Origin of the sequence: Paenibacillus sp. FSL R7-0313 (assembly GCF_037969885.1) — a bacterium.
In the GTDB taxonomy this organism is placed as follows: Bacteria; Bacillota; Bacilli; order Paenibacillales; family Paenibacillaceae; genus Paenibacillus.
On sequence record NZ_CP150219.1, the window covers coordinates 3,256,742 to 3,280,166 of the forward strand.

Below are 23,425 nucleotides of genomic sequence, written 5' to 3' on the forward strand. Positions count from 1 at the left end.
CCGCGGGGTGTCCTTTTTTGTGCGCCTTTTTAGTGGTTCAGTGTTTTTTGTGAAATCCATGGATTTATGCTACGAAGAACGACAGCAATTTGTGGGAGCATTTCGGTATATTCTGAGCGAACTTGCGGAAAGATAGCATGGCGAGAATGATATGCATAGCTGATATGCGAGAAATTAGGGAAGCAGGTGAAGCGGATGACCGAGAAAAATATTTTGGCGTACTTTCACAGCCCGGAACAGGCTCAAGGGGCAGCCAAAAAACTGGAGGCATTGCGAGTGGAGGACCTGTCAATTAATCGATTCAGCCGATATGCGGGTGTAGGACCAAGCGGGGCTTCCTACAAGCCGGGCGTTTCCGGCAGTTTTTCATCATGGGTGCCCGATTCGATGCAAACGAATGCCAGTGCTGGAATCATGGCTGCGGCGGACCCTTCTGCAAGCGGCATGAGTGATGGTGGACAGGGTGGACCTACAGGAAGGGATGTATTACTAACCGTCATCGTAGATGAATCGGTACATCACCGTGCTATGTCTATTATCGAACAAGCCGGTGGATTGATCTAGTTTCAAGAAATATATATTTAGACCAGCAATATAAGATTCAATCTAAACATTTACACAATAACGGAGAGGACAGAAAAAACCTGAAGAAGCGAAGCGTTCGCCTAAAAGCTTTCGCAAGAAAGCTACTTCGGAAGCATACGCTATCCCCGGATTTTCCCTTTGAAGAAGGGAATTAAAAAAAATCTGGGGATAACAGCGATCGGAAGGTTGTTCTGTCATCGGAGTGTCAGTGTAAATACGATTTAGTTGAACTTATACAATTTGAAGGAGGAGCATTACAATGGCAGAGCATGAACGTCCAGGCAAGATTTTAACCAAAACGGAAAAGATGAAACGTATGCAATCCGCGAAAAATGAGGACGTGGAATTCAGCGCTGAAGCTGCGGATCATGAAGATATCGAAGCACTACGCCGCAGTGAAGCGGCTGATCGACGTCAGGGACGGGAGCTGCATGACTGAAGATCGCTCGGCGGTGACCCTCGAAGCTGTTTTTACAAGCTGGACTGAGGCGGAGTCTGCACGCAGAGCCCTGGAATTGTTGCACCCGAACCAATTGAGTATCGAGAGCCTTGGCAATGAAGCGTCTGCATTGGACTCACACGATGTTACGAGCTCAGATAATTCTCCTACAGCCGTCGTTGGAGGATTTAGTGGCGAACTGAATGTACTCGCCTTGATCAGTGATGAAACAGAAATGTTGTCCAATGGTCAGGTGTATGATACACCCAAAGAGGTCTCGGCAAACAGGCTAAAACAAGAAATTTTGCTGACCGTGTCCGTATCCAACGATTCGCTCCCGCAAGCCGCAGAGATGATCACACAGAATGGTGGGCGTTTTTGTTAAGTGAGATTCGAATTATGCAAAATACTGAAGTAAACGAAACAGATATGGATGAATAGATGACAGGATATTCGAGCAGTCAGGCTGCGGATATCCTGTTTTGTTTTTCTTTTACTGATGCGGCTTTGTGCTCTGGCTAGCTTGTGTAGTACAATAGTTGGGATGTTTGAAAAATGAGGAGGAAAAACCAAGTATGTTATGGCATGAACTAACAATACATACCACAGAAGAAGCTGTGGAGATGATTTCGAATTTTTTACATGAAGCGGGTGCTGGAGGGGTTTCGATTGAAGAGTCCGGTACTTTAAATAAAAAACGGGACACAACATATGGTGAGTTATACGACGTTCCTTTGAATGATATTCCGGAAGGCTTTGCGGTCATCAAAGGGTACTTCTCCGAAGGTACGGATATGGTTGCACTACAGTCAGAAGTTAATCCGAGAATCGAGGAACTCTCTGAATTTGGAATTGATACAGGTGAGGTTCGTTATGAGACGCGTACAGTGGATGAAAATGACTGGGCAACAGCCTGGAAACAATATTTCAAGCCAGTACGTGTATCGGAGCGTCTGACCATTAAACCAACGTGGGAAGAGTATACACCAGAAAGTCCGGATGAGAAAATTATTGAGCTTGACCCAGGCATGGCTTTTGGTACAGGAACACATCCAACGACCTCCCTCTGCTTGCGTACACTGGAAACGGTTGTTCAGGGCGGCGAGGAAGTTATTGACGTAGGTACAGGTTCTGGGATTTTGGCTATAGGAGCGATAAAACTTGGTGCAAAACATGTACTGGCGCTTGATCTTGATCCGGTTGCGGTAATCAGTGCCAGGGAGAATGTGGAACTGAACGGGCTGGAGCAACAAATTACGGTTAAAGAGAGTGATCTGTTGTCCGTCCTCGGGAGTCAGGACCCTGCGCTTGGTGTGCAACTGCCAGTTAAGGTTGTCGTGGCGAACATTCTGGCTGAGATCATTTTGTTGTTCGTAGACGATGTTTATAATGCGCTTGAGTCTGGTGGGACCTATATTGTATCCGGAATTTGGAAAAACAAAGAGCAGGTTGTACATGATGCACTGGTAGCCTCCGGGTTTGAAGTGAGTGCGATCCACCGTGATGAGGATTGGCTGGCGTTTGTAGCCAGAAAGGGGTAACGTATGGACTTTTGGAATTCGTTCTTTCGTTATCCGATCGATCAGCTTCCGTTTTTCCTGCTGACCATCCTGATCGCATTTACGGTGCATGAATTCTCGCATGCGTATTTTGCCAACAAATTCGGTGATCCGACAGCCAAGCTGTTGGGTCGGGTCACGCTGAATCCGGTTGTACACTTTGACTTGTTTGGTGTGCTGTTGCTCATTATTGCCGGCTTTGGTTGGGCACGTCCAGTTCCGGTTAATCGTGCTAACTTCGACAAACCTAGATTGATGGGCATCATCGTATCCGCAGCAGGGCCTCTGAGCAATCTGTTGCTCGCGATCATCGGTACAATCATCTATGCTTCACTGGTTGGTTCGGGAGCACTCGGCGGCATTGATAATGAGCGGTTGCTGACAGCAATCACAACGTTTTTCGCTATTTTTAACTTAACCAACTTTTTCCTGTTCCTGTTTAACTTGATTCCGTTGCCCCCGCTTGATGGTTATCGGATTCTGGAAGATGTAGTGCCACCTTCAATCAGCCGCAAGCTGCAAGGGGTGGAGCAATGGTCCATTTTTATCTTCTTATTGATTCTTGTTATACCTCCGTTGCAAAATGTGACGATTCAACCTTTGTATGAGTTTGCGCAAACGATGTATGTGGATCTGGCAAAGCTGGTTATTGAATTATATCGCTAAAAGCGTAGCGTGTTTTGGGCTGATATACTGGTCAGAAACACGTAAAAGTTGTATGATCATCTGTGGCGATTGGATTCACGCCTGTCATCAGGCGGGGTGAATTCCAGTCATAACAGGACAGAATGGGTGGATTGACTAATGCAGCGATATTTTGTATCTGCAGAACAGTTTAGTGAACACGCTGTGATCATCACAGGTGATGATGCACGCCATATCGGCAAGGTCATGCGTGGTAAACCTGGAGATAAACTGATTGTCAGTGACGGAAACTCCAGAGAAGCACTCGTGGAAATTGAGACTATTGAAGTTGGCCAAGTGACAGCCAATATTGTCGAACCTCTCGAGATGGACCATGAAGCACGGATTCGTGTAACCGTGGCACAGAGTTTGCCCAAGGGCGACAAGATGGAAACAGTCATCCAGAGATGTACTGAGATTGGGGCGGTATCATTTGTACCCTTCCTGTCAGAACGTACGATTGTGCAATATGATGCCAAGAAAGAAGGCAAACGGTTAGAGCGGTGGCGGAAAATCGCCAAGGAAGCTGCCGAACAGAGTCACCGGAATCGTATTCCATCTGTCGAGCAGCCGCTTTCCTGGAAAGGGCTGTTATCTTCTTTTGAGGGCTATAGCCTGGTATGTTATTGTTATGAGAAAGAAAACGGTAAACAGCTGAGAGATGCACTGAAACCGTTTGTAGAGCAGCTTGCACCTGATGCAAGTGTAGAAGTTTTGATCGTGGTTGGACCGGAAGGTGGATTTTCTGAGAAGGAGACGGCAGAGGCTGATGAGGCAGGTGCTGTATCTGTTGGACTGGGCAAACGCATTTTGCGTGCTGAGACAGCTGGAATGGCAGCACTAACTTGCGTGCTATATGAATCCGGAGAAATGGGAGGAATGTAATTATGCCATCCGTGGCGTTTTACACCTTAGGCTGCAAAGTTAATTTCTATGATACAGAGGCGATTTGGCAATTGTTCAAAAACGAAGGTTACGATCAAGTGGACTTTGATGAACAGACAGCGGATGTATACTTGATTAATACTTGTACAGTAACCAATACCGGCGACAAAAAGAGCCGTCAAATTATTCGTCGTGCCATTCGGCGCAACCCGGAGGCGATTGTGGCCGTTACAGGCTGCTACGCGCAGACTTCTCCGGCAGAGATTCTGGACATCCCAGGGGTGGATCTGGTTATCGGTACACAAGACCGTGACAAGATTTTGCCATATGTTAATGAAATTCAGGAGTCGCGTCAACCGGTTAATGCGGTGCGTAATATTATGAAAACCCGTGTGTTTGAAGAAATGGACGTACCGGATTTTGCTGACCGTACCCGCGCATTTCTGAAAATCCAGGATGGATGCAATAACTTCTGTACATTCTGCATTATTCCATGGTCTCGTGGTCTCTCGCGCAGCCGTGAGGCGAACAGCATTATTCAACAGGCTCATCAACTCGTACACGCCGGATACAAGGAGATTGTTCTGACCGGTATTCATACAGGTGGGTATGGCGATGACATGGAAAACTATGATCTGACCGACCTGCTGTGGGATTTGGATAAGGTAGAAGGTTTGGAGCGTATTCGAATCAGCTCGATTGAAGCCAGTCAGATCGATGACCGCATGCTCGACGTGATCAAACGTTCGGACAAACTTGTTCGTCACTTCCATATTCCGCTGCAAGCGGGTGATGATACGGTGTTGAAACGTATGCGCCGTAAGTATACGACAGAAGAGTTTTACAACAAAATGCTTCGCATTCGGGAAGCAATGCCGGATGTAGCGATTACAACAGACATCATTGTTGGATTTCCAGGTGAGACGGATGAGATGTACCGTAATGGCTATGAGTTGATGCGTAAGATCGGTTTTTCCGAAATGCACGTATTCCCTTATTCCAAGCGTACGGGTACACCAGCAGCACGGATGGAAGATCAGGTGGACGAAGAAGTCAAAAATGCACGTGTGCATGAACTGATTGATTTGTCCGAGCAGATGCAGCTGGAGTACGCTAAGCAGTTTGTTGGACAGGTACTGGATGTTATTCCCGAAGGTGAAGCCAAGGGCCGCGAGGGAAGTGGCAAGCTGCACGGTTATAGCGACAACTACATTCAACTGGTCTTTGACGGAACCATGGATATGGTCGGTAAAGTGTGCCGGGTCAAAGTGGTTGAAGCTGGCGTCAACGAGAGTCAGGCTACGCTGGTACGTGTGTTGGAAGAGAATCTTAAGTCCGCCGCGATGTGATCGAGGCGTCAGAAACAAGGATTTCATTTCCTTGGGGAGCTTACCCGGGGAGATGAGGTCCTTCTTTTGCAAAAAATAAGATAAAGATATCGAAGTTGATGGGGGAGAGCACGATGAACAAAAAAGAAATTTCAGCAGGCGGAGTTGTTTATAGAACAGGGGAAGACGGACGTCTTCAAATTCAGCTTATCGTAGATCGTTATGGTAAAACAACTCTCGCCAAGGGCAAAATGGAAGAGGGAGAAACAATCGAACAGACGGCACTGCGCGAGATTTTGGAAGAGACAGGTATGGTGGGTCGCATTGTAGAGCCGGTTGATATCATTGCTTATACGTACCAACATGCAGATTTTGGCCCGGTGGACAAGGAAGTTCATTATTATCTCGTTGAAGCCGAGAGTGGTGATCTACAGCCTCAGATTGAAGAAATTAAGGGTGTGGATTGGTATGCTCCAGAAGAAGCATGGTCCAGACAGCAGCAGAACGGATATGATAATAACGATGATATCTTGCGTGTAGCCCTGAACAAGTTAGGCATTAACGTATAACGCATTATTGTTCGAGTCAGTTACCCGCGCGTTCTGTGGGTCTGATAGGCAGATCATCAAGCCACGGGTGACTTCGCCGCTGGGGCGTGGACCGGTGGTTTTTTGTGCCAGATTGGCAAGTAACAGAACGGTAAAGCAAGCAGTGAACTGGTGATGTTAAAAAGGGTCTGGGCATGCGCAATCTGTGCCCCGTTGTCCGCTGACAGCCAGGCCGAAGCTGCATGCAGCTGGCCGATCAGCGGCATAAACAGCAGCGCTCCCGCAATGTTTAATACAACATGGGAGGCTGCGACAAATTTGCCTGCGGATGCTCCGCCCGCGGCAGCGATCACGGCAGTGATGCAGGTCCCCACGTTGGACCCGATCACAATGGCGATGCCGATCTCCACAGGCAGTACCCCTGTGGCTGCGAGCGTAATCGCCATGCTAATGACAGCTGCGCTGCTGTGAATGAGCGCTGTCAGACAGGCACCTGCCAGGAAGCCCCACCACAAGCTGTCGGCCGAGCGGTCGAGAAACCATTGAAATACGCCCATGCTCCGCAAGGGTAAGGCAATGGATTGCATTACCTGAATGCCTGTCATAACAAGTGCAAATCCCGCAGCTGCGAGGAAGCTGTACTGGATGTTAAACAGTGTCCGGCGCGTGCGTTCAGGAGCGGCCAGATTGCGTTCACCAAGGACAACAAACATGGCCCAGCCCGTAAGCGACAGGACAAGCAGCGGCAGGGAAGCACGTCCGATCTGTAATCCCACCAGCTCCGTCGTCAGACATGTCCCGATGTTGGTACCGAGGATGATGCCGAGTGTGCGTCCATAGGTAATTAATCTGGCATTAGCCAGTCCAATGGTGAGCACGGTGACCGCAGTACTGCTCTGTAACAAGGCCGTTGCACCTGCACTGAAGGCCATGCCTTTCCATGGAGCAGAGGTGGCGCGATTGAGCCAACCTGCCAACATGGGCCCTGCCATGCGCTGCAAGGCCGTCTCCATCAGCTTCATGCCACCAAAAAAGATAATAAGCCCATAGAGTAGGGGCAATATCACATCTCTAAACATAGAAATATCATTCCTTCCGTCCGGTTCCTTAACTCATCCTATGAGTAAGAAAAGACAACCATGACAAGCCTAAAGGAATTCAGAGGGAAGCGACCTAATTTCCGTCCCCTAATTCGAAAGATACGGTGATTCGTGCAAACGTAGTGGAGGGGACAAAATCGAATCTGAAGAAGCGAAGCGCTCGCCTTTGTCTCCGGATTTTCCCTTTTAAGAAAGGGGATTAAAAAAAATCTGGAGACAACAGCGATCGAAAGATCGATTCGAACCCGGAACGCCACTCATACAGCGCTCAAAGTAACACCTTAGCGCCGATTGCTCTCAATTGCTGCACCCCAATTCGAAAGATACGGTGATTCGTGCAAACGTAGTGGAGGGGACGAAATCGAATCTGAAGAAGCGAAGCGTGCGCCTTTGCCTCCGGATTTTCCCTTTAAAAAAGGGAATCAAAAAAATCTGGAGACAACAGCGATCGGAAGATCGATTCGTAACCGAAACGCCACCTACGCGCCGCACCAAACCTATCTTTTCAACTAACTATGAAAGAAGTGGATCTACCTTGCCATCAGTTACACTCGAACGCAGTCGCAAAAAGCGGCTTGAACATGCACATCCATGGATATTTAACAATGAAATTGCCTCTGTTGATGGAAACCCGGAGCCGGGAGATCTGGTCAATGTATTGAATCATCAAGGTCGCTATCTGGCGACAGGATATTACAATCCCGCATCCCAGATCACGGTAAGGGTTGTAGCTTATCAACCCTTGGAGTCCGAACAGATGGATACGGCGTTCTTTGCAGCACGTTTCCGTGATTGCTTGCGTCATCGGGAACGTTTTATCCAGGATGGCGAGGCGTACCGTCTCGTTTATGGGGAAGCTGATTTTCTGCCAGGATTGATCGTTGATCGATTCGGCAGTATCCTCGTTGTACAGTTGCTTACACTTGGCATGGATCGTTGCCGTGAAGCCATCGTACAGGCACTCATTGAAGTAATGCAGCCAGAAGGCATATATGAGCGCAGCGATGTCTCGATTCGTGAACTGGAAGGTTTGGAGCAGACCAAAGGTCCACTGTACGGAGATTGCCCGCGACATGTCACCGTTACAGAGAATGGACTACTCATTAAAGTGGACATCGTAGAAGGACAGAAGACAGGTTACTTCTTCGACCAACGTGAGAATCGTGCAGCGATCGAACCGCTCATGAAGGGTTGGGGCTACAAGAGTGGAATTACACTCCAAACGACTGAGCAGGACGGCACAGAGCAGCTCTTGCCTATGAATAAAAGCGGTAAGGTAGTTACATTCCCTTATTGGGATGGTGCCACTGTACTGGAGTGCTTCTCACACACAGGCAGCTTCACGTTAAATGCTTGCAAGTATGGAGCCAAAAAAGTGACTTGTCTTGATATTTCGGAGCATGCCATTGAGAGTGCACGAACAAATGTGGAGCTGAACGGTTTCACCGACCGGGTCGAATTTGTAGTTGCTGATGCATTCCAGTACTTGCGTGAACAAGTGAAAGGACTGGATGAACGTACCGCACGTGCACGTGCAGGCGAACAGAAAGTGGATACATCCAAAGCGCTGGCAGCTGGCGGTAAAACATTTGATGTCGTCATCCTCGATCCTCCTGCATTTGCCAAAACGAAATCAGCAGTTAAAGGTGCATGCCGTGGATATAAAGATATCAACCTGCAAGGAATGAAACTGGTTAATGAGGGCGGATATTTGGTAACAGCCAGCTGTTCGTATCACATGCGTCCAGATCTCTTCCTAGATACGATTGCCGATGCAGCGGAAGATGCAGGCAAAGTGCTTCGTCTGATCGACTGGAAAGCAGCCGGTAAGGATCACCCGCAAATTTTGGGCGTGGATGAAGGACATTACCTGAAATTTGCTATTTTCGAAGTACGCAGTAAAAAGAATTAGAAGAGTCTGTTTCATTTTTTTTTTGATCTCTCGTGAGGTAAAGTGAGTTTTAAATAAATGATACTTTCGGTCAAAAGTCCCCAGTGTGAACAGCTGCGGGCTTTTTGCCGTGTTAACGGAGATGATCTCCGGTTTTACCGGATAGTGGCAAACGTATGTTCCGAACCAAGTCAGATATGTTATACTGGGAATTAAAATCTTGTACGTGTGGTTTGGAGGATTAGACATGTCCGTTCGTTTTGTTATTGGCCGGGCAGGCAGCGGTAAAAGCTCGCTGATTACCCGGGAAATTACATCCCTGCTTCAACAAGAACCGCAAGGTAAACCTTTAATTTTACTCGTTCCCGAACAGAGTTCTTTTCGGACAGAGCAGGCATTGGTGTCTTCTGGAGCAATTAAAGGTACCATGCGTGCAGAAGTGCTCGGCTTTCGCCGTTTAGCCTATCGTATAATGCAGGAAGCAGGCGGTTCTGCTCGTATTCCAATCGGAGCCGAAGGCAAAAAGATGCTGCTCTACAAAGTCATCCAGCGCCGTAAGGAAGAATTGAAGCTGTTTGGTGCATCCGGCAGCCAGCTGGGTTTTATAGGCGAATTAAATGACTTATATAGTGAATTTAAACGTTATGAAGTTGATCCATCATTGCTGGAAGAAGGGCTGTCTGGAGGGAATACCTCGTCCACTTCGCCAATTCTGGAGGACAAGTTGCATGACTTGAATCTGATATATCGTGACTATGAACAGGAACTGACCAATTTATATATTGATGATGAAGATACGTTGACCGAGCTGACAGATCGTTTGTCGGAAAGTGCATTGCTGCAGGATGCCCAGATCTGGATTGATGGTTTTCAGGGATTCACGCCACAGGAGATGAGTGTGATCGGTCGGCTAATGTTGCAGTCGTCTTCCGTGACAATTGCACTGACATTGGATCGTCCTTATGATCACGGGGCTCTGCCTGGAGAACTGGAACTGTTTTATCCCACGGCGAGTGCCTACGCACGTCTCAAAGGAATGGCAGAAGAACTAGGTGTACCGAGTGATATAACCGTGCTAGATTCAGAGATTCCACCAAGATACAAGGATCGTCCGGGACTTGCTCATCTGGAGGCTGGTTTCGACCGCCGAATTCGGTGGAAAAGTGATGGCCGTGATTCCGGAATCCGACTGGTTGCAGCGGAGAACCGTCGAGCTGAGATGGAGGGAGCACTGCGTGAGATGCGGCGCCTGGCGCAAAACGAAGGTGCGCGTTATCGGGATATGGCGGTACTTGTTCGTCAGTTGGATACCTACGCTGATATAGCTGAACCGTTATTTAGGGATTATGGCGTACCCGTCTTTCTGGACCGTAGAAGAAATGAACTTCATCATCCATTATCTGAGTTTATCCGTTCCGCACTTGATATTGTTCGGCGCCACTGGCGTTACGAGGATGTATTTCGCTGTGTGAAAACGGATCTGTTGCTTCCGCGTGATGGTTCCATCACCCGTGAAGATATGGACCAGCTTGAGAATTATGTACTGGCTTGTGGTATTCATGGGTATCGCTGGACTGACGGCAAACCGTGGAAGTATGTACCAAGTCTTTCGCTGGAAGACAACGGTCAGGATGGCCGTAGTCGAGGACGGGACCAAATGCTTTCTTTAATGGAGAGCTGCCGAACGGTCATTACAGATTCCTTGGGTGTTTTTGAGAAACGGATGAAAAAGGCAAAGACAGCCAAAGCTCAATGCGAGGCATTATACAGACTGCTGGAAGATGCCGAAATCCCCTGGAAGTTGGAACATATGTCTGCTGAAGCTAAGGCTCAGGGTGACCCCGAACGGTCGAGAGAACATCGGCAGATGTGGGGAGCTGTCCTGGATTTATTGGATCAGATGGTAGATATGATGGGGAATGAACGGCTGGATATCACGCTGTTTGCCGGGATGATTGAGACCGGATTGACCGAACTGAAACTGGGTCTGGTACCACCAGCACTGGATCAGGTATTGGTTGGTTCGATGGACCGTACACGTCTCCAGGACATCAAATATGTATTTATCCTTGGTGCAGTTGATGGTGAGTTGCCCGCCGTACCTCAGGATGATGGTGTATTAACAGAGCTGGAAAGATCGTTGCTGACGGAAAGAGGTGTGGCGCTTGGACCAGGTGCAACAAGGCAGATGCTGGATGAACGTTTTCTAATCTATACGGCACTTACAGCCGCAAGCAGTCAGTTATGGCTGAGTTACCCGGTTGCTGATGATGAGGGGAAAACACTGCTTCCTTCCGAGATTGTCCGCCATGTACGGAAGATGTTTGGTTTACAAGAACAGCCATTGCTCGCTCAACCGCCGATTGCGAACTCGGAAGAAGCACATTGGTCCTATGTCACCCATCCAGGACAGAGTCTGTCTACGCTCATTGGACAATTGCGCAAATGGCGCCGCGGAGAAGACATCCCTGAAATGTGGTGGGCGGTCTACAATTGGCATGTATCTCGGGAGACAAGCAGACCTCAGCTGGAGCGGTTGATGGGATCGGTCTTTTATCGTAATCGGGCAATGCCACTACGGACAGCCACCAGTCGCAGACTGTATGGCACAGAGGTAAGGACGAGTGTCTCGCGTATGGAGCGGTTCGTTGCTTGTCCGTTCTCCCATTTTGCTTCACACGGGCTGCGCCTCAAAGAACGGCAATTGTACCGCTTGCAGGCTCCTGATATCGGACAACTTTTTCATGCTGCACTAAGCCAGCTGGCTATGCGGTTGCGTGAAGAAAATCGTAGTTGGGGCAGCTTGACTCCAGACCAATGCCGCCAGGAAGCCGAGCAAACCGTGGAGCAGATTGCACCACAGCTGCAAGGGGAGATTTTGCTCAGCACCAAGCGATATGGTTATATTTTCCGCAAATTGAAGGACATTGTTAGCCGGGCATCCGTTATTCTCGGGGAACAGTCCAGACGTGGAAGTTTTGAACCGATTGGGCTGGAGCTTGATTTTGGACCGGATAAACCGCTGCCCCCACTCCGTTTTGAACTGGAGAACGGCTGTGTGATGGAGATCGTGGGTCGTATTGACCGTGTGGATGTGGCAGAAGGAGAGAATGGTCTGCTCCTGCGTGTCATTGACTATAAATCAAGCCAAACGGACCTCAAGCTTCATGAAGTGTATTATGGTCTGTCGTTGCAGATGCTCACCTATCTGGAGGTGCTGCTTAGTGCTGCCGAGGAATGGCTTGGAGAAACGGCCATGCCGGGAGGAACGTTGTATTTCCATGTGCATAACCCGCTGTTGCAATCGGCAAACGGCATGACATCAGAGCAGGCAGGACAAGAACTGCTGAAACGGTTCAAAATGAAAGGTTTGCTGCTGGCGGATCGGGACGCAATCGCTCAAATGGACAACACCCTGGATAAGGGGTATTCAGCTATTATTCCAGTTGCCCTTAAGGCGGACGGAAGCTTTTATAGCAGTGCCGCTGTAGCCACACCAGAGCAATGGGATACGCTGCTTGCTTCGGTTCGCAGTAATATCCGTGAGATTGGAACCCGAATTACGGATGGAGATGTAGCCATTGAGCCTTATCGTATTCAGCAGGAAGTGGCGTGCACATTCTGTCCGTATAAGCCTGTATGTCAGTTTGATGAGAATATAGAAGGAAATGAATACAATCTGTTGTCCAAACCGGGCAAACAGCAAATATGGGATATGTTATCTCACACCAAGGGAGGGGAAACATCATGACGAATATGCCAAAACCGGAAGGAAGCTTCTGGAGTGATGACCAGTGGAGTGCCATCTCGGAAAGCGGAGAAGATATTCTGGTTGCCGCTGCGGCCGGATCGGGCAAGACAGCTGTATTGGTCGAACGTATTATTCGCAAGATCGCAGATCCCTCCCAAGGGTTCAGTGTGGATCGTTTGCTTGTAGCGACGTTTACCAAAGCCGCCGCCGCCGAGATGAAACAACGGATTCGGGAAGCGCTGGAACGTGCGCTTGAAGAACAGCCTGGGGAAGAACATTTGCGTAAGCAGCTGTCGCTGCTTGGGCGAGCATCTATCACAACATTGCATTCATTCTGTATGGAAGTCATTCGGCGGTACTATCAGCAAATTCCGTTGAACCCGGCTTTCCGTATCCTGAATGAAAATGAAGCGGAAATCATGCGACAGGAACTGCTCGAAGAACTCTTTGAGGAAAAGTACGGCGAAGAAGATGAAGGGAGTACATTCCGTGAATTGGTGGACTGGTTCAGTGGAGAACGAAACGATGATGCCATGCATCGACTGGTGCAACGATTATATGATTTCTCCCGCAGTCATTCCTGGCCGGATCATTGGCTCTCCGAGATGGCATCCGCTTTTCAGGTGGAAAGTGTAGAGGCGCTTGGACATTCAGCATGGGTTCAGAGTATTTTGCGTGATGCGGCTCTTGCTTTAAGTGGTGCAGCAGGACTGCTTCGTCAAGGCATCCATATTTCCATGCAGCCTGAAGGTCCGGCACCTTATGCAGATACGTTAAAAGAAGACCTGGTGATGGTAGAAGAGCTATTGTCTGCGGTCCAGGTTATGCCATGGGAGAGGTTGCCTGAAGTGTTTCAACCCGCTGCATTTGGCAAACTGAAACCCTGCAAAAAAGATCAGACGGACCCGGCTTTACAGGATCAGGTGAAGGAACTTCGGGAGGCTGCAAAAAAGGCAGTTACTGACCTGAAAGGCTCACTGTTCGGAAGAACTGCGTTTTCGTTCTGGCAGGAGCTGGAGCAGGCGGCACCACTCATGCAGGAGTTGTCAAGGTTGGTTAGTACATTTGGAGAACGTTATCGACAGGCCAAACAGGAACGTGGGCAAGTTGACTTCAGTGATCTGGAGCATTACTGTCTGCACATTTTACGACATGAGGATTCAACGCCTGAACTGTCGATGCCTTCCGATGCGGCTATGGAGTACCGTTCGCGATTTGATGAAGTGTTGCTTGATGAATATCAGGACACCAATACGGTTCAAGAAGATATCGTCAAGCTGATCTCCAGAGAAAACCCGGGTAACCGATTCATGGTCGGTGATGTCAAACAGAGTATCTACCGTTTCCGGTTGGCCGAGCCAGGTCTGTTTATGAACAAGTATCGCCAATATGGAGCGAGCACACGTGAGGACGGAATGGTGGGAAATCATCTGAGTCGTACAGGTCAACGTATTGATCTTGCGCGGAATTTCCGCAGTCGTGCGGAAGTCGTGCATTCGGTCAATATGATATTCCGGCAACTCATGAACGAAGGTGTGGCAGAGATTGCTTACGATGAACGAGCTCAGCTGGCATATGGGGCTACGTTCCCGTCAGAAACACTTGGTGATGAGGCGTATACACCTGAACTCATGCTGATCGATCGTCAGGGTGGTGGTCCTGATCTGACAGAGAGCACGGATGAGAATGGGGATGTATCGGTCTCCGCAGAACTGGAGAGTGCCGAACTTGAAACAGCCCAGTTGGAAGCAAGGGCGATCGCAAGGCGTATTCGTGAGATGGTTGGGGATACGGACAAACCTGCCCTCCATGTATATGACAAAGCCCTGCAAACGATGCGCCCGGCACGTTACGGTGACATGGTCATCTTGCTGCGTTCGACCTTGATGTGGGCTCCGCTCATGATTGAGGAATTCAGACAGCAGGGAATTCCTGCTGGAGGAGAACAGAGCAAGGGCTATTTTCAGGCTACAGAAGTGGAAATCATGATGTCTCTGCTTCAGCTTGTTGATAATCCAAGGCAGGATATTCCGCTTGCTTCCGTGCTTCGTTCCCCGATTGTCGGACTGGATGAAGAGGAACTGGCACAGATTCGGCTTGGTGACAAAAGACAGTCATTTTATGATGCGGTTATATCGGCTGCTGGAGAGTGGAGCGATTCTTCCACTAATGCCGTACAACAATCCCGGCAGGATAATCATCCTGATACCAATATCGTCCAGTTACAGTGGCCGGAAGCCTGGTCAGAGATGGAACAGGGACAGCGGGAGACAGCAGCTTTAGTCGAGGCAGAGATCCTGGATGATGTCTATGAATTCGATGTGCATAAAGTGCATACAGATGGAATGCAAGATGCTGGTGTTGCGGGACATGCAAGTGAGGATCTGAGCATAACGGAGATCTCAGGCTCGGAGTTACAGCAAAAGTTAATTCGCTTTATGCGTCAATTGCAGCAGTGGAGACTTGAGGCAAGACAAGGCAGTTTAAGTGAACTGATCTGGCGTATGTATCGGGAAACTGGTTATTTGGACTGGGTTGGTGGTCTTCCAGGAGGACTGCAACGTCAAAGTAATCTTAAGGCATTGTACGATCGCGCACGACAATATGAGGAATCAACTGCAAATCGTGGCTTGTTCCGTTTCCTGACCTATGTTTCCAGACTACGGGAAAACGGGGGAGACCTTGGGACTGTAGCAAGTAGTTCTGGTGAGCAGGACAACGCCGTACGTATCATGACCATTCATCGGAGTAAGGGTTTGGAGTTTCCAATTGTCTTTGTCGGTGGCATATCCAAGATGTTTAATCAACAGGACTTGAACGCACCGTTTCTAATGCATAAGGAACTGGGATTTGGTCCGAGGTTTGTGGATCGTGAGAACCGGGTTGCCTATCCTACATTAGCCAATCTGGCGATTCGTCGTCGTGCGCAATTTGAATTGCTTGCTGAAGAGATGCGTGTGCTGTATGTTGCGTTGACCCGTCCCAAAGAGAAAATGATTCTTCTGGGTACCGTAAAAGATGCCGCGAAAAAAGCGCTCGCGTGGTCTCAGGTCAAGGACAGCCCTGAATTGGCATTGCCAGACTATTTACTGGCTGCTGGACGGAGTTACCTGGACTGGATTGGACCATCCCTGATGAGACATCCAGATGCGGCTGTTCTGCGTGAACTTGCTGGAAGCAATGATTCGTTCTCAGCCTGTCTTGCAGATGATCAATCACGCTGGGCGATTTCTATTATTTCCGCCGATCAGGTATCCCGTGATCATGTGGTGGATCAGACACTCGGAGAAGAAGACGGGATGACTGAGGTACGGAAAGAACGAATTGCTGCACTAAAAGCGGTTCAGCCTGTGAAGTTGGTTCCATCCTCAACAGTAGAAGAGCTGACGAAGAGTGCACAAGTCACGGCTAACCAAAACATTGGAGATGAAGGTGTACCTACAGTAGCTCTTCAACAAGAGGAGACACGGCTGATCAACGAGGTTGATCAACGCCTTTCATGGACGTATCCCTATGAAGCAGCAACTCAAGTAGCAGCCAGTACATCTGTCACGGAGTTGAAAACGTTACTTGCGATGCAGGACATCCAGTCCGTAGAGGTGATGGAGGAACTGGGGGAGAAGTCCGAGAAATTATTGGATTATAACACCTCAGGAATCAATAACATCAAGGATGAAACAAGCCATGCTCATCGTGATGCATCCAGTGATTCTATCAAGCATGAGGCTGGGTTAGGGTCAGATTCAAACCGTACGGTGAACCTTCCGGATGCGGGATCTGCAGGTACGTCTTTCAAACTGCATCTGCGTCGTCCCAAATTCATGGAGGCAACGCAGTTGACAGGGGCAGAACGGGGGAACGTGTATCATACGTTGATGCAGCATCTTCCTATAGATGGATCATCTGTTGATTCACAGCTTATTGATCAGACGATTGAGCGGTTGATTAAGCTTCAGATTTTACTGCCCCATCATGCTGCGGCTATCGAACCTGAAGAACTGGCCGGATTTTTCAATACAGAACCAGGAAAAGAATTATTGCGTGCAGCGTGGGTGAAACGGGAAATTCCGTTTGTGTATGGACTTCCGGCACATCAGTCTCCAGTGGAATGGATACATGAACGGGCGGCGGGCTCAGATACACAGATGCTAAAAGAAGATAGCAAAATGCAGGCAACGATTGAAAATGAAACTGTGCTTGTACAGGGGATTATCGATTGTCTCTATCAGGTGGACGGCGAGCTTGTCTTGCTTGATTACAAGACGGATCGGGTGTTGGAGCATCGTGGTGGTTTGGATGAACTCACCAAAAATTATCGCTTCCAGCTGGATCTGTATGGACGGGCCATTGAAGATATATTAGGTCGGAAAGTTGACCGGAAATGGCTGTACTTTTTTGATGGTGGACATGCAGTGAAATTGTAAAAGAACTGGATCGGAATTTAAAACCATAGATTTCATATGGGAGAGGGGTGGAACGGACGATGCGTATTTTGCATACAGGGGACTGGCATTTGGGAAAAACGTTGGAAGGACGAAGCCGACTGCGTGAACAGGAAGATTTTGTTGATGAACTCGTCAGGGTGGCTGATGAGCAGCAGGCGGATGCCATATTGATGGCCGGAGATGTGTATGATTCGGTGAATCCTCCCGCAGCGGCGGAACAGCTTTTTTATGAAGCGGCAGCGCGTCTGACGGAGCATGGAAGACCTCTTGTGGTGATTGCAGGAAATCATGATCAACCAGAACGTGTAGCTTCTGTAACTCCACTTGTGAACAGACAGGGCATCACACTCGTAGGGATGCCTACTTCAGAAGCGGTAACCATTCATGCAAAGCGAACCGGAGAAATTGCACAGATTGCCGCATTACCTTATCCTTCTGAAGCCAGATTGAATGAATTGCTGACAACGGATGGGGACGAGAATGTGCTTCGTCAGGCATACAGTCACCGTGTGGGCATGTTAATGCAGCGTCTGGCAGCTTCTTTTCGCCCGGATACCGTGAACTTGGCCATGAGCCATATCTATGTGCTCGGCGGACTTGAGAGTGATTCGGAACGTCCGATTCAGATCGGTGGGGCCTACACGGTAGACCCTTCGTCTTTATCGATTGGTGCGCAATACACGGCGCTCGGACATCTTCATCGTGCACAGGCTGTCAAAGGAGACGGTGTGATTCGATATAGCGGTTCTCCCCTGGCCTACAGCTTCTCCGAAGCAGGGCAGAGCAAGTCTGTCACGATGGTTGATCTGGCACCGGGTGGAGCAGCACAGGTAGAGGAAGTTTTGTTAACATCCGGGCGTCCGCTTGTGCGTTGGCAGGCGCGTGGTGGTCTGGCAGAAGTATATCGCTGGCTGGATGAGGGACGTGATCCGCAGGCTTTTATCGACATGGAAGTGTGGCTGGACGAGGCGATGTCTCTGAAGGAGATTCAGCAGCTGCGAAAATCACATGAAGGTATCATCCATATTCGCCCGGTGTATCCCGAGATGGCTGCAGCAGGACTTTTGGAGCAACGATCCGAGTTACCTGTACATGAACTGTTCCGTAAATTCTATCAGCGTCAGACCGGTGGCGCACAACCGGAAGACAGTCTGGTACAGCTTTTCCTGGAACTTGTCGATGAAGATGAGCCGGGTGTGCGTGAGGAGGTTGAGGAAAGATGAAGCCGATTCTATTAAAAGTTGCCGGACTGCAAAGTTATCGGGAGATGCAGGAGATTGATTTTACCGTGCTGACAGAGACGGGGCTATTCGGTATTTTCGGTCCAACGGGTAGTGGTAAATCTTCCTTGCTCGATGCCATCACACTCGCCATGTACGGAAAAGTGGAACGCGCTGTGAACGGGACGCAAGGCATTATGAATCATGCAGAGGATTCGTTGTCGGTTGCTTTTACATTTGAACTGATGTCGGCGGAAGGCACTCGAAGGTTCAGGGTAGAACGACGTTTCAAACGAAATAATGAAGTGTCGGTGAGTAACACGATCAGCAAATTCATAGAGACTGTTAATGGCGAAGAACAGGTACTTGCCGACAAATTGGCAGATGTGAATCGTTGTGTTGAAGATGTGATCGGTTTGAAGATGGATGATTTTACACGGGCAGTGGTGCTTCCGCAAGGAAAGTTTGCCGAGTTTTTGTCACTCAAAGGCAGTGAACGTCGCCAGATGTTGCAAAGATTATTCCATCTGGAGAAGTATGGGGACCAGTTGGCTATCAAATTAAGCCGGCGGGTCAAGGATAATGATATGGTTCACCAATCTCTTGCTGCGGAGCAACAGGGACTGGGCAATGCCAGCAAGGAGACGCTGGAAGAAACGAAACGTCTTCTTCAAACCGCTGTTCAGCAGTCTGAATTGTCCCGCAAAGCGCTGGATGAAGCTGCGAAGGAAGCTGAACAACTGGGCAAAATTCGTGAGTTAAGTAACGAACGGCAGGCCAGGACGGATGAACAGCAGAAGCTGAAAGCACTGGAACCACAGATAGAGGCAGGCGAACAACGGCTGAAACAATCCGTTGCGGCAGATACAATACTGCCTGCGTTGCAGACGGTTCGAGATGCCGCAGCTACACAGAAGCAGCGGCAGGATACCGCCGAGACAGCTCATCAGCAAGCACTGGAACATGAGCGTCTGGCTGTTCAGGAAGCGGATAAGGCCGAGACGGCACGCAAGCAAATGACGGAGGAAGAACCGAAACTTTTGCTGCGCCTGGAGCAACTCGAACAAGCAAAAGAGCTGCAACGAGAACGGGACGGGCTTCAGGCCGATTGCTCGCGCCTCACGCAGCTGCTGGAACAGGGGCAGGGCGAACAGACTGCGCTGGGACAGCAGCTTGAGAAAGAAAAGGAGCTGCAACAGCGCGGACGCAAACGGCGTGAGGAACTACAGGAGAGCCTCAAGCCAAATGAAGTGAAGTCAGAGGAACGCAGGCAACTTCAAGCTGCGCTTGAACTGAAACATCGTGTGGATACTGCCGCGGAGCAGTTGCAGCAAAATAAGGCTGACATGCAAGCCTATAAGCAGTCGGCAGAACAGGGAGCCAACAAGCTGAAGGCGGCGGCTGAGGAAGAAAAACGCCTGAGTGATCAGCGTCAGCATCTGGTAGAACAGGCGTCAGCAGGTCTTGAGGCCTTGCTTGCCTGTGAGCAGGATATTAGCCGCGAACAAAGCATGCTGGCCCTTGCGGAGGAACAGCTGCGTGGCACGATGCGTGAGCAGGAGCTGCACCGGCTGTCCTCCGCCTTGCGAGCCGAGCTGCGTGACGGCGAGCCATGCCCGGTGTGCGGCTCGCCGCATCACCCGCTCCCGGCTGCGCCGCCGGGAGAAGGTCCGCACGCAGGCGACGCGGACCTGGAACTGCTGCGCAGCCTGCACGCGGAGCTGCAGGAGCTGCGCTTTGGGCTGCGCCAGCAGCTGCACGAACGTCGCAGCCTGCTGACGCAGCTTGGCGCTGCGGCCGGCGAAGCTCCGGCCGCAGCCGAGGCCGCGCCTGCGGCAGCGGAGCCCGAGACCGCCGGGTCGCCCGAATACGGGCGCTCCCCGGCAGGCTGGGCATCGCGTGCCGCTGCGCTGCGCGAAGCCGCGCAGGCGCTGGCTGCCGCAGCAGCGCCGCTCCAGGCCGAAGCCGCCGCGTTGCAGCAGGCGGCTGTAGGCGCGCAGCAGCGCCGCATGGAAGCGGCAGCTGCGCAAGAGGCCGGCCGTGCCGGGCTCGCCCAGGCGGAGCGCAAGCTGGCCGAAAGCGAGGCCACAGCGGCTGCCTTGCAGAGCCGCTGGGCCGCGGAACTGCCGGGCATCGCACAGGAGGAGGCCAAGGCCCTCTATCAGGCGATGCAGGAGCGCGATGCGCGCGCCGAAGACATCAAGGAACGTCTGAACAAAAGCGTGACGTTCCTTGAGGAAAAAGACCAGATCATCCAATCTCTCCAGCAGAAGCTGGTTGAATTGGATAAACAACTGATTCAGTGGCAAACGGAGTGGCAGGGCAATAGCAAACAGCTGGCCGAGAAGGAAGAACGTTTACGCCAGTGGGTAGGGGAGCAGCGGGTAGAGGATCTGATTGCTGCGGCTCAGGCTCGTCTGGATGGACTGCGGAAAGCAGCTACAGACTTGGCACAACGCTTCAAAGAAGCGGACACGCTGAAGCAGGAATCAGCCAAGAAAGACGTTATGGCTCAGCAGGCAGCCGCCTCGGCCACAGAACATCTGCAGCAGGCACAGGAACGGTGGAAGCAATTGCTGGAACAATCCCCGTTTGACTCGGATGATGCTGTTGTATCCGCGGCGATTCCTTCCCAGGAAGCAGAGCGACTGGCAGGGGAGATCCAGCAGCACCGTGAACGTGAGCGTGAACTGGCATCCCAGTTGCGTGAATTGGAACAAAAGCTGGCTGGAGCTGTCGTATCGGAGGAACAGTGGTTAGCCTGCACCGAACGTTTGCAGCAGGTCCGAATTGAGGACGAGGCTGCCCTTCGTGCTAAAGCACGTGCAGAACGTGATCTGGAGGATGTGGAGCAGCGACATGTTCGCTGGACCGAACTTGAGAACAAGCGGGTGGAGGTAAGCCGTCAAGGCGAACTGCTCAGCAAACTGCAATCCGCGTTCAGAGGTAATGCTTTTGTTGAGTATATTGCCGAAGAACAACTGATGCAGGTTAGCCATGCGGCATCTCAGCGTCTGCGCTTTCTGACCAAACAGCGTTATTCACTGGAGGTGGATTCCGGTGGTGGTTTTGTAATCTGTGATGATGCCAACGGGGGAGTCAAACGACCGGTATCAACGTTGTCAGGTGGCGAGACATTTTTGACTTCGTTGTCACTGGCCTTGGCACTGTCGGCCCAGATTCAGCTGCGAGGTCAGTACCCACTTCAATTCTTCTTCCTGGATGAAGGGTTTGGTACTCTTGACCCTGAACTGTTGGATACCGTCATTACGTCTCTGGAAAAATTGCATGACGACCGATTGGCTGTTGGTGTAATCAGTCACGTGCCTGAACTGCGTGCACGCTTGCCGCGCAAACTTGTGGTGATTCCGGCAGGTGAGGCCGGAAACGGCTCACGTGTGGTCTTGGAGACCCTGTAGAGGGCAATGTGTAAGCAATATAGATCATAGAAGCGCCTCTAATAGTCCAAGCAAAATGAATATTAGAGGTTGTTCAAAAAGTCCGCTTTTGATTACGAATGGTGCCTGGCGGCATCATCAACATCGAATATGGAATTCAGCTGAAAGAAGTAGGGGCTTACGGAGGTTTTTTCCTTCGGAAACATTGCAGTTGCTCACGTAGCTCTATCTATGCTCCGCTACTCCATTTCTAGCTTTATCCCGTCTTTTTGGTACTGAAAACCGCCCTTTTTAAACACGCACTATTACGGAATATCATTTTTGTAAAAATATTTCTTTTCTTGCTTTTATAACTTAGCGGAGTGAGTTACATCACAGATACAGGTTCATCCCGCTGTTATACTACAGTTAAGCCGACAAACTTTATTTAAGTACCCCGGCGGACATCTGATCAGGACGTTTCCTGAATAGATGTCCGCGCAGCAGACTTCCAAGGAAGCCGCTCACGGGGTGCTTCTTTTTTTGTGTTTTCTCGTCAGTAGTGTCAATTCGCCCAGTTCTGAATACCATGAAAAGGTGATCAAGAGCAGAATCAGGGAGGCGTTGGCAAGTGGAAAAAGTGGAAGCGAAGAAAATATGCAAGGAACACATGCACCGTTATGTATGTGTACAGATGAATGACGGTATGCACTACGATGGCATTATGGAAAATGTGGATGACGAAATGATCTACCTGGCTGTTCCCGTTGGACCGGAAGCCATGGTGAATCATGCGAACTGGGCTCCAAATGCAATGCCGGGAGCAAACTATCCGATAGGTCATACTCGCGGATTTTACCCAGGATACGGGTACCCTACTCCTTATCCGTATTATGGTTATGGCCGCAGACGTTTTAACCGACTGGTGCTCCCGTTATTTGCGCTTACAGCGTTAACTCTTTTACCGTACTATTGAAATTAGAAAAAACAGTCATAACTGCAAGTGACACATTCTTATGTACCCTATGGGCATCCTATGAAAATCCTCGAAAAATAACTAGCTGAGGATGGATGTTTCATTCATGGTACCGTACAGCATGAAACAGAGAGGTCTTATCACATACAGAGTCTCAGCCTGATGTATCGCAACAGTCATTGCAATACAACTGGCAACATACGAACATCCAAAAAGGTCATGCCTGTGCAGAAGCGAACTTCTGTAAGGCATGACCTTTTTTTGAGCCTAATTAGTGTAAGGTTGAGGATGAACAGATAGTATATAGCTTGTATTCAAACCTTGCTGAAAGCAGAAGCAGGTCTAAACGTGTCGCAGCAGAGGCATACCACATCCATACCACATCCTGAATATGTGAGAACGTTCCTAAGTGCGAGCAAACGATCAAGACATAAAGCTTTAATTCTTTATCCCGATAAAAATCTTCGCTTAGGGTGGAATCGCTGCTGTTCTCTTGCCCACGGTTAAAGGAGCGGAGCATGGTGTGCGAGCGCTGACGAATCTGAGGCATCTTATTCAAGGTTTTGAAGCGCCCGCCAAAATTTTAAGGAATCTGAGACACGTTATAACCGTATAAAGAGCCGTTTTCAGCATTTTT

Annotated in this window: 15 protein-coding genes; 14 read left to right on the forward strand and 1 reads right to left on the reverse strand. The window is 49.7% G+C overall.

Annotated features, from left to right (window positions below):
* Positions 1–195: 195 nt before the first annotated feature.
* The 8 genes from NSQ38_RS14240 (at position 196) to NSQ38_RS14275 (ending at position 6,049) form a co-directional block, all read left to right on the forward strand.
* Positions 196–564, forward strand: a complete 369-nt coding sequence (locus NSQ38_RS14240) for a hypothetical protein (protein ID WP_338588005.1) — start codon at positions 196–198, stop codon at positions 562–564.
* 280 nt (positions 565–844) lie between these two features.
* On the forward strand, positions 845–1,024 hold the full coding sequence (locus tag NSQ38_RS14245; RefSeq protein WP_017687220.1) for a YfhD family protein: 180 nt from the start codon (positions 845–847) through the stop codon (positions 1,022–1,024).
* Positions 1,017–1,409 (forward strand): hypothetical protein, encoded by a 393-nt coding sequence (locus tag NSQ38_RS14250; RefSeq protein WP_339790136.1) that lies wholly within the window; start codon positions 1,017–1,019, stop codon positions 1,407–1,409. The genes NSQ38_RS14245 and NSQ38_RS14250 overlap by 8 nt, the downstream gene beginning before the upstream one ends.
* Before the next feature lie 190 nt (positions 1,410–1,599).
* Entirely contained in the window at positions 1,600–2,565 is a 966-nt protein-coding gene (gene prmA, locus NSQ38_RS14255) for a 50S ribosomal protein L11 methyltransferase (protein WP_338588004.1), read from the forward strand.
* Between the two features lie 3 nt (positions 2,566–2,568).
* Positions 2,569–3,249, forward strand: coding sequence for a site-2 protease family protein (locus tag NSQ38_RS14260; protein WP_074095894.1), 681 nt, complete (start codon positions 2,569–2,571; stop codon positions 3,247–3,249).
* A gap of 138 nt (positions 3,250–3,387) precedes the next feature.
* Positions 3,388–4,152, forward strand: coding sequence for an RsmE family RNA methyltransferase (locus tag NSQ38_RS14265; protein ID WP_339790139.1), 765 nt, complete (start codon positions 3,388–3,390; stop codon positions 4,150–4,152).
* A gap of 2 nt (positions 4,153–4,154) precedes the next feature.
* Entirely contained in the window at positions 4,155–5,501 is a 1,347-nt protein-coding gene (gene mtaB, locus NSQ38_RS14270) for a tRNA (N(6)-L-threonylcarbamoyladenosine(37)-C(2))-methylthiotransferase MtaB (RefSeq protein WP_289389895.1), read from the forward strand.
* A 113-nt stretch (positions 5,502–5,614) separates the two neighbouring features.
* Positions 5,615–6,049, forward strand: a complete 435-nt coding sequence (locus tag NSQ38_RS14275) for an NUDIX domain-containing protein (protein ID WP_339790142.1) — start codon at positions 5,615–5,617, stop codon at positions 6,047–6,049.
* A gap of 56 nt (positions 6,050–6,105) precedes the next feature.
* Here NSQ38_RS14275 and NSQ38_RS14280 read toward each other — a convergent pair whose 3' ends face one another.
* Positions 6,106–7,107, reverse strand: a complete 1,002-nt coding sequence (locus NSQ38_RS14280; RefSeq protein ID WP_315937168.1) for a Na/Pi symporter — start codon at positions 7,105–7,107, stop codon at positions 6,106–6,108.
* Between the two features lie 556 nt (positions 7,108–7,663).
* Here NSQ38_RS14280 and NSQ38_RS14285 point away from each other — a divergent pair.
* The 6 genes from NSQ38_RS14285 to NSQ38_RS14310 all read left to right on the forward strand — a co-directional run bounded on the left by NSQ38_RS14285 (position 7,664) and on the right by NSQ38_RS14310 (position 22,788).
* Entirely contained in the window at positions 7,664–9,040 is a 1,377-nt protein-coding gene (locus tag NSQ38_RS14285; RefSeq protein ID WP_339790145.1) for a class I SAM-dependent rRNA methyltransferase, read from the forward strand.
* Positions 9,041–9,266: 226 nt separating this feature from the next.
* Complete coding sequence (gene addB, locus NSQ38_RS14290; RefSeq protein ID WP_339790148.1) at positions 9,267–12,770, forward strand: helicase-exonuclease AddAB subunit AddB; 3,504 nt, start codon at positions 9,267–9,269, stop codon at positions 12,768–12,770.
* Positions 12,767–17,194, forward strand: a complete 4,428-nt coding sequence (gene addA, locus NSQ38_RS14295) for a helicase-exonuclease AddAB subunit AddA (RefSeq protein ID WP_339790151.1) — start codon at positions 12,767–12,769, stop codon at positions 17,192–17,194. The genes addB and addA overlap by 4 nt, the downstream gene beginning before the upstream one ends.
* A gap of 59 nt (positions 17,195–17,253) precedes the next feature.
* Positions 17,254–18,438, forward strand: coding sequence for an exonuclease SbcCD subunit D (locus tag NSQ38_RS14300; RefSeq protein WP_339790153.1), 1,185 nt, complete (start codon positions 17,254–17,256; stop codon positions 18,436–18,438).
* Complete coding sequence (locus NSQ38_RS14305; protein ID WP_339790156.1) at positions 18,435–21,854, forward strand: SMC family ATPase; 3,420 nt, start codon at positions 18,435–18,437, stop codon at positions 21,852–21,854. Before NSQ38_RS14300 ends, NSQ38_RS14305 begins: the two co-directional genes overlap by 4 nt.
* Positions 21,855–22,443: 589 nt before the next feature.
* Complete coding sequence (locus tag NSQ38_RS14310; protein ID WP_036674796.1) at positions 22,444–22,788, forward strand: hypothetical protein; 345 nt, start codon at positions 22,444–22,446, stop codon at positions 22,786–22,788.
* Positions 22,789–23,425 lie beyond the last annotated feature (637 nt).

Excerpts from the sequence above, each read along its gene's own strand:
- NSQ38_RS14245 (WP_017687220.1), top strand. The coding sequence starts at position 845 with ATGGCAGAGCATGAACGTCCAGGCAAGATTTTAACCAAAACGGAAAAG.
- NSQ38_RS14280 (WP_315937168.1), bottom strand. The coding sequence starts at position 7,107 with ATGTTTAGAGATGTGATATTGCCCCTACTCTATGGGCTTATTATCTTT.
- NSQ38_RS14275 (WP_339790142.1), top strand. The coding sequence starts at position 5,615 with ATGAACAAAAAAGAAATTTCAGCAGGCGGAGTTGTTTATAGAACAGGG.
- NSQ38_RS14300 (WP_339790153.1), top strand. The coding sequence starts at position 17,254 with ATGCGTATTTTGCATACAGGGGACTGGCATTTGGGAAAAACGTTGGAA.
- addB (WP_339790148.1), top strand. The coding sequence starts at position 9,267 with ATGTCCGTTCGTTTTGTTATTGGCCGGGCAGGCAGCGGTAAAAGCTCG.
- NSQ38_RS14265 (WP_339790139.1), top strand. The coding sequence starts at position 3,388 with ATGCAGCGATATTTTGTATCTGCAGAACAGTTTAGTGAACACGCTGTG.
- NSQ38_RS14240 (WP_338588005.1), top strand. The coding sequence starts at position 196 with ATGACCGAGAAAAATATTTTGGCGTACTTTCACAGCCCGGAACAGGCT.
- NSQ38_RS14250 (WP_339790136.1), top strand. The coding sequence starts at position 1,017 with ATGACTGAAGATCGCTCGGCGGTGACCCTCGAAGCTGTTTTTACAAGC.
- mtaB (WP_289389895.1), top strand. The coding sequence starts at position 4,155 with ATGCCATCCGTGGCGTTTTACACCTTAGGCTGCAAAGTTAATTTCTAT.
- NSQ38_RS14305 (WP_339790156.1), top strand. The coding sequence starts at position 18,435 with ATGAAGCCGATTCTATTAAAAGTTGCCGGACTGCAAAGTTATCGGGAG.
- prmA (WP_338588004.1), top strand. The coding sequence starts at position 1,600 with ATGTTATGGCATGAACTAACAATACATACCACAGAAGAAGCTGTGGAG.
- addA (WP_339790151.1), top strand. The coding sequence starts at position 12,767 with ATGACGAATATGCCAAAACCGGAAGGAAGCTTCTGGAGTGATGACCAG.
- NSQ38_RS14260 (WP_074095894.1), top strand. The coding sequence starts at position 2,569 with ATGGACTTTTGGAATTCGTTCTTTCGTTATCCGATCGATCAGCTTCCG.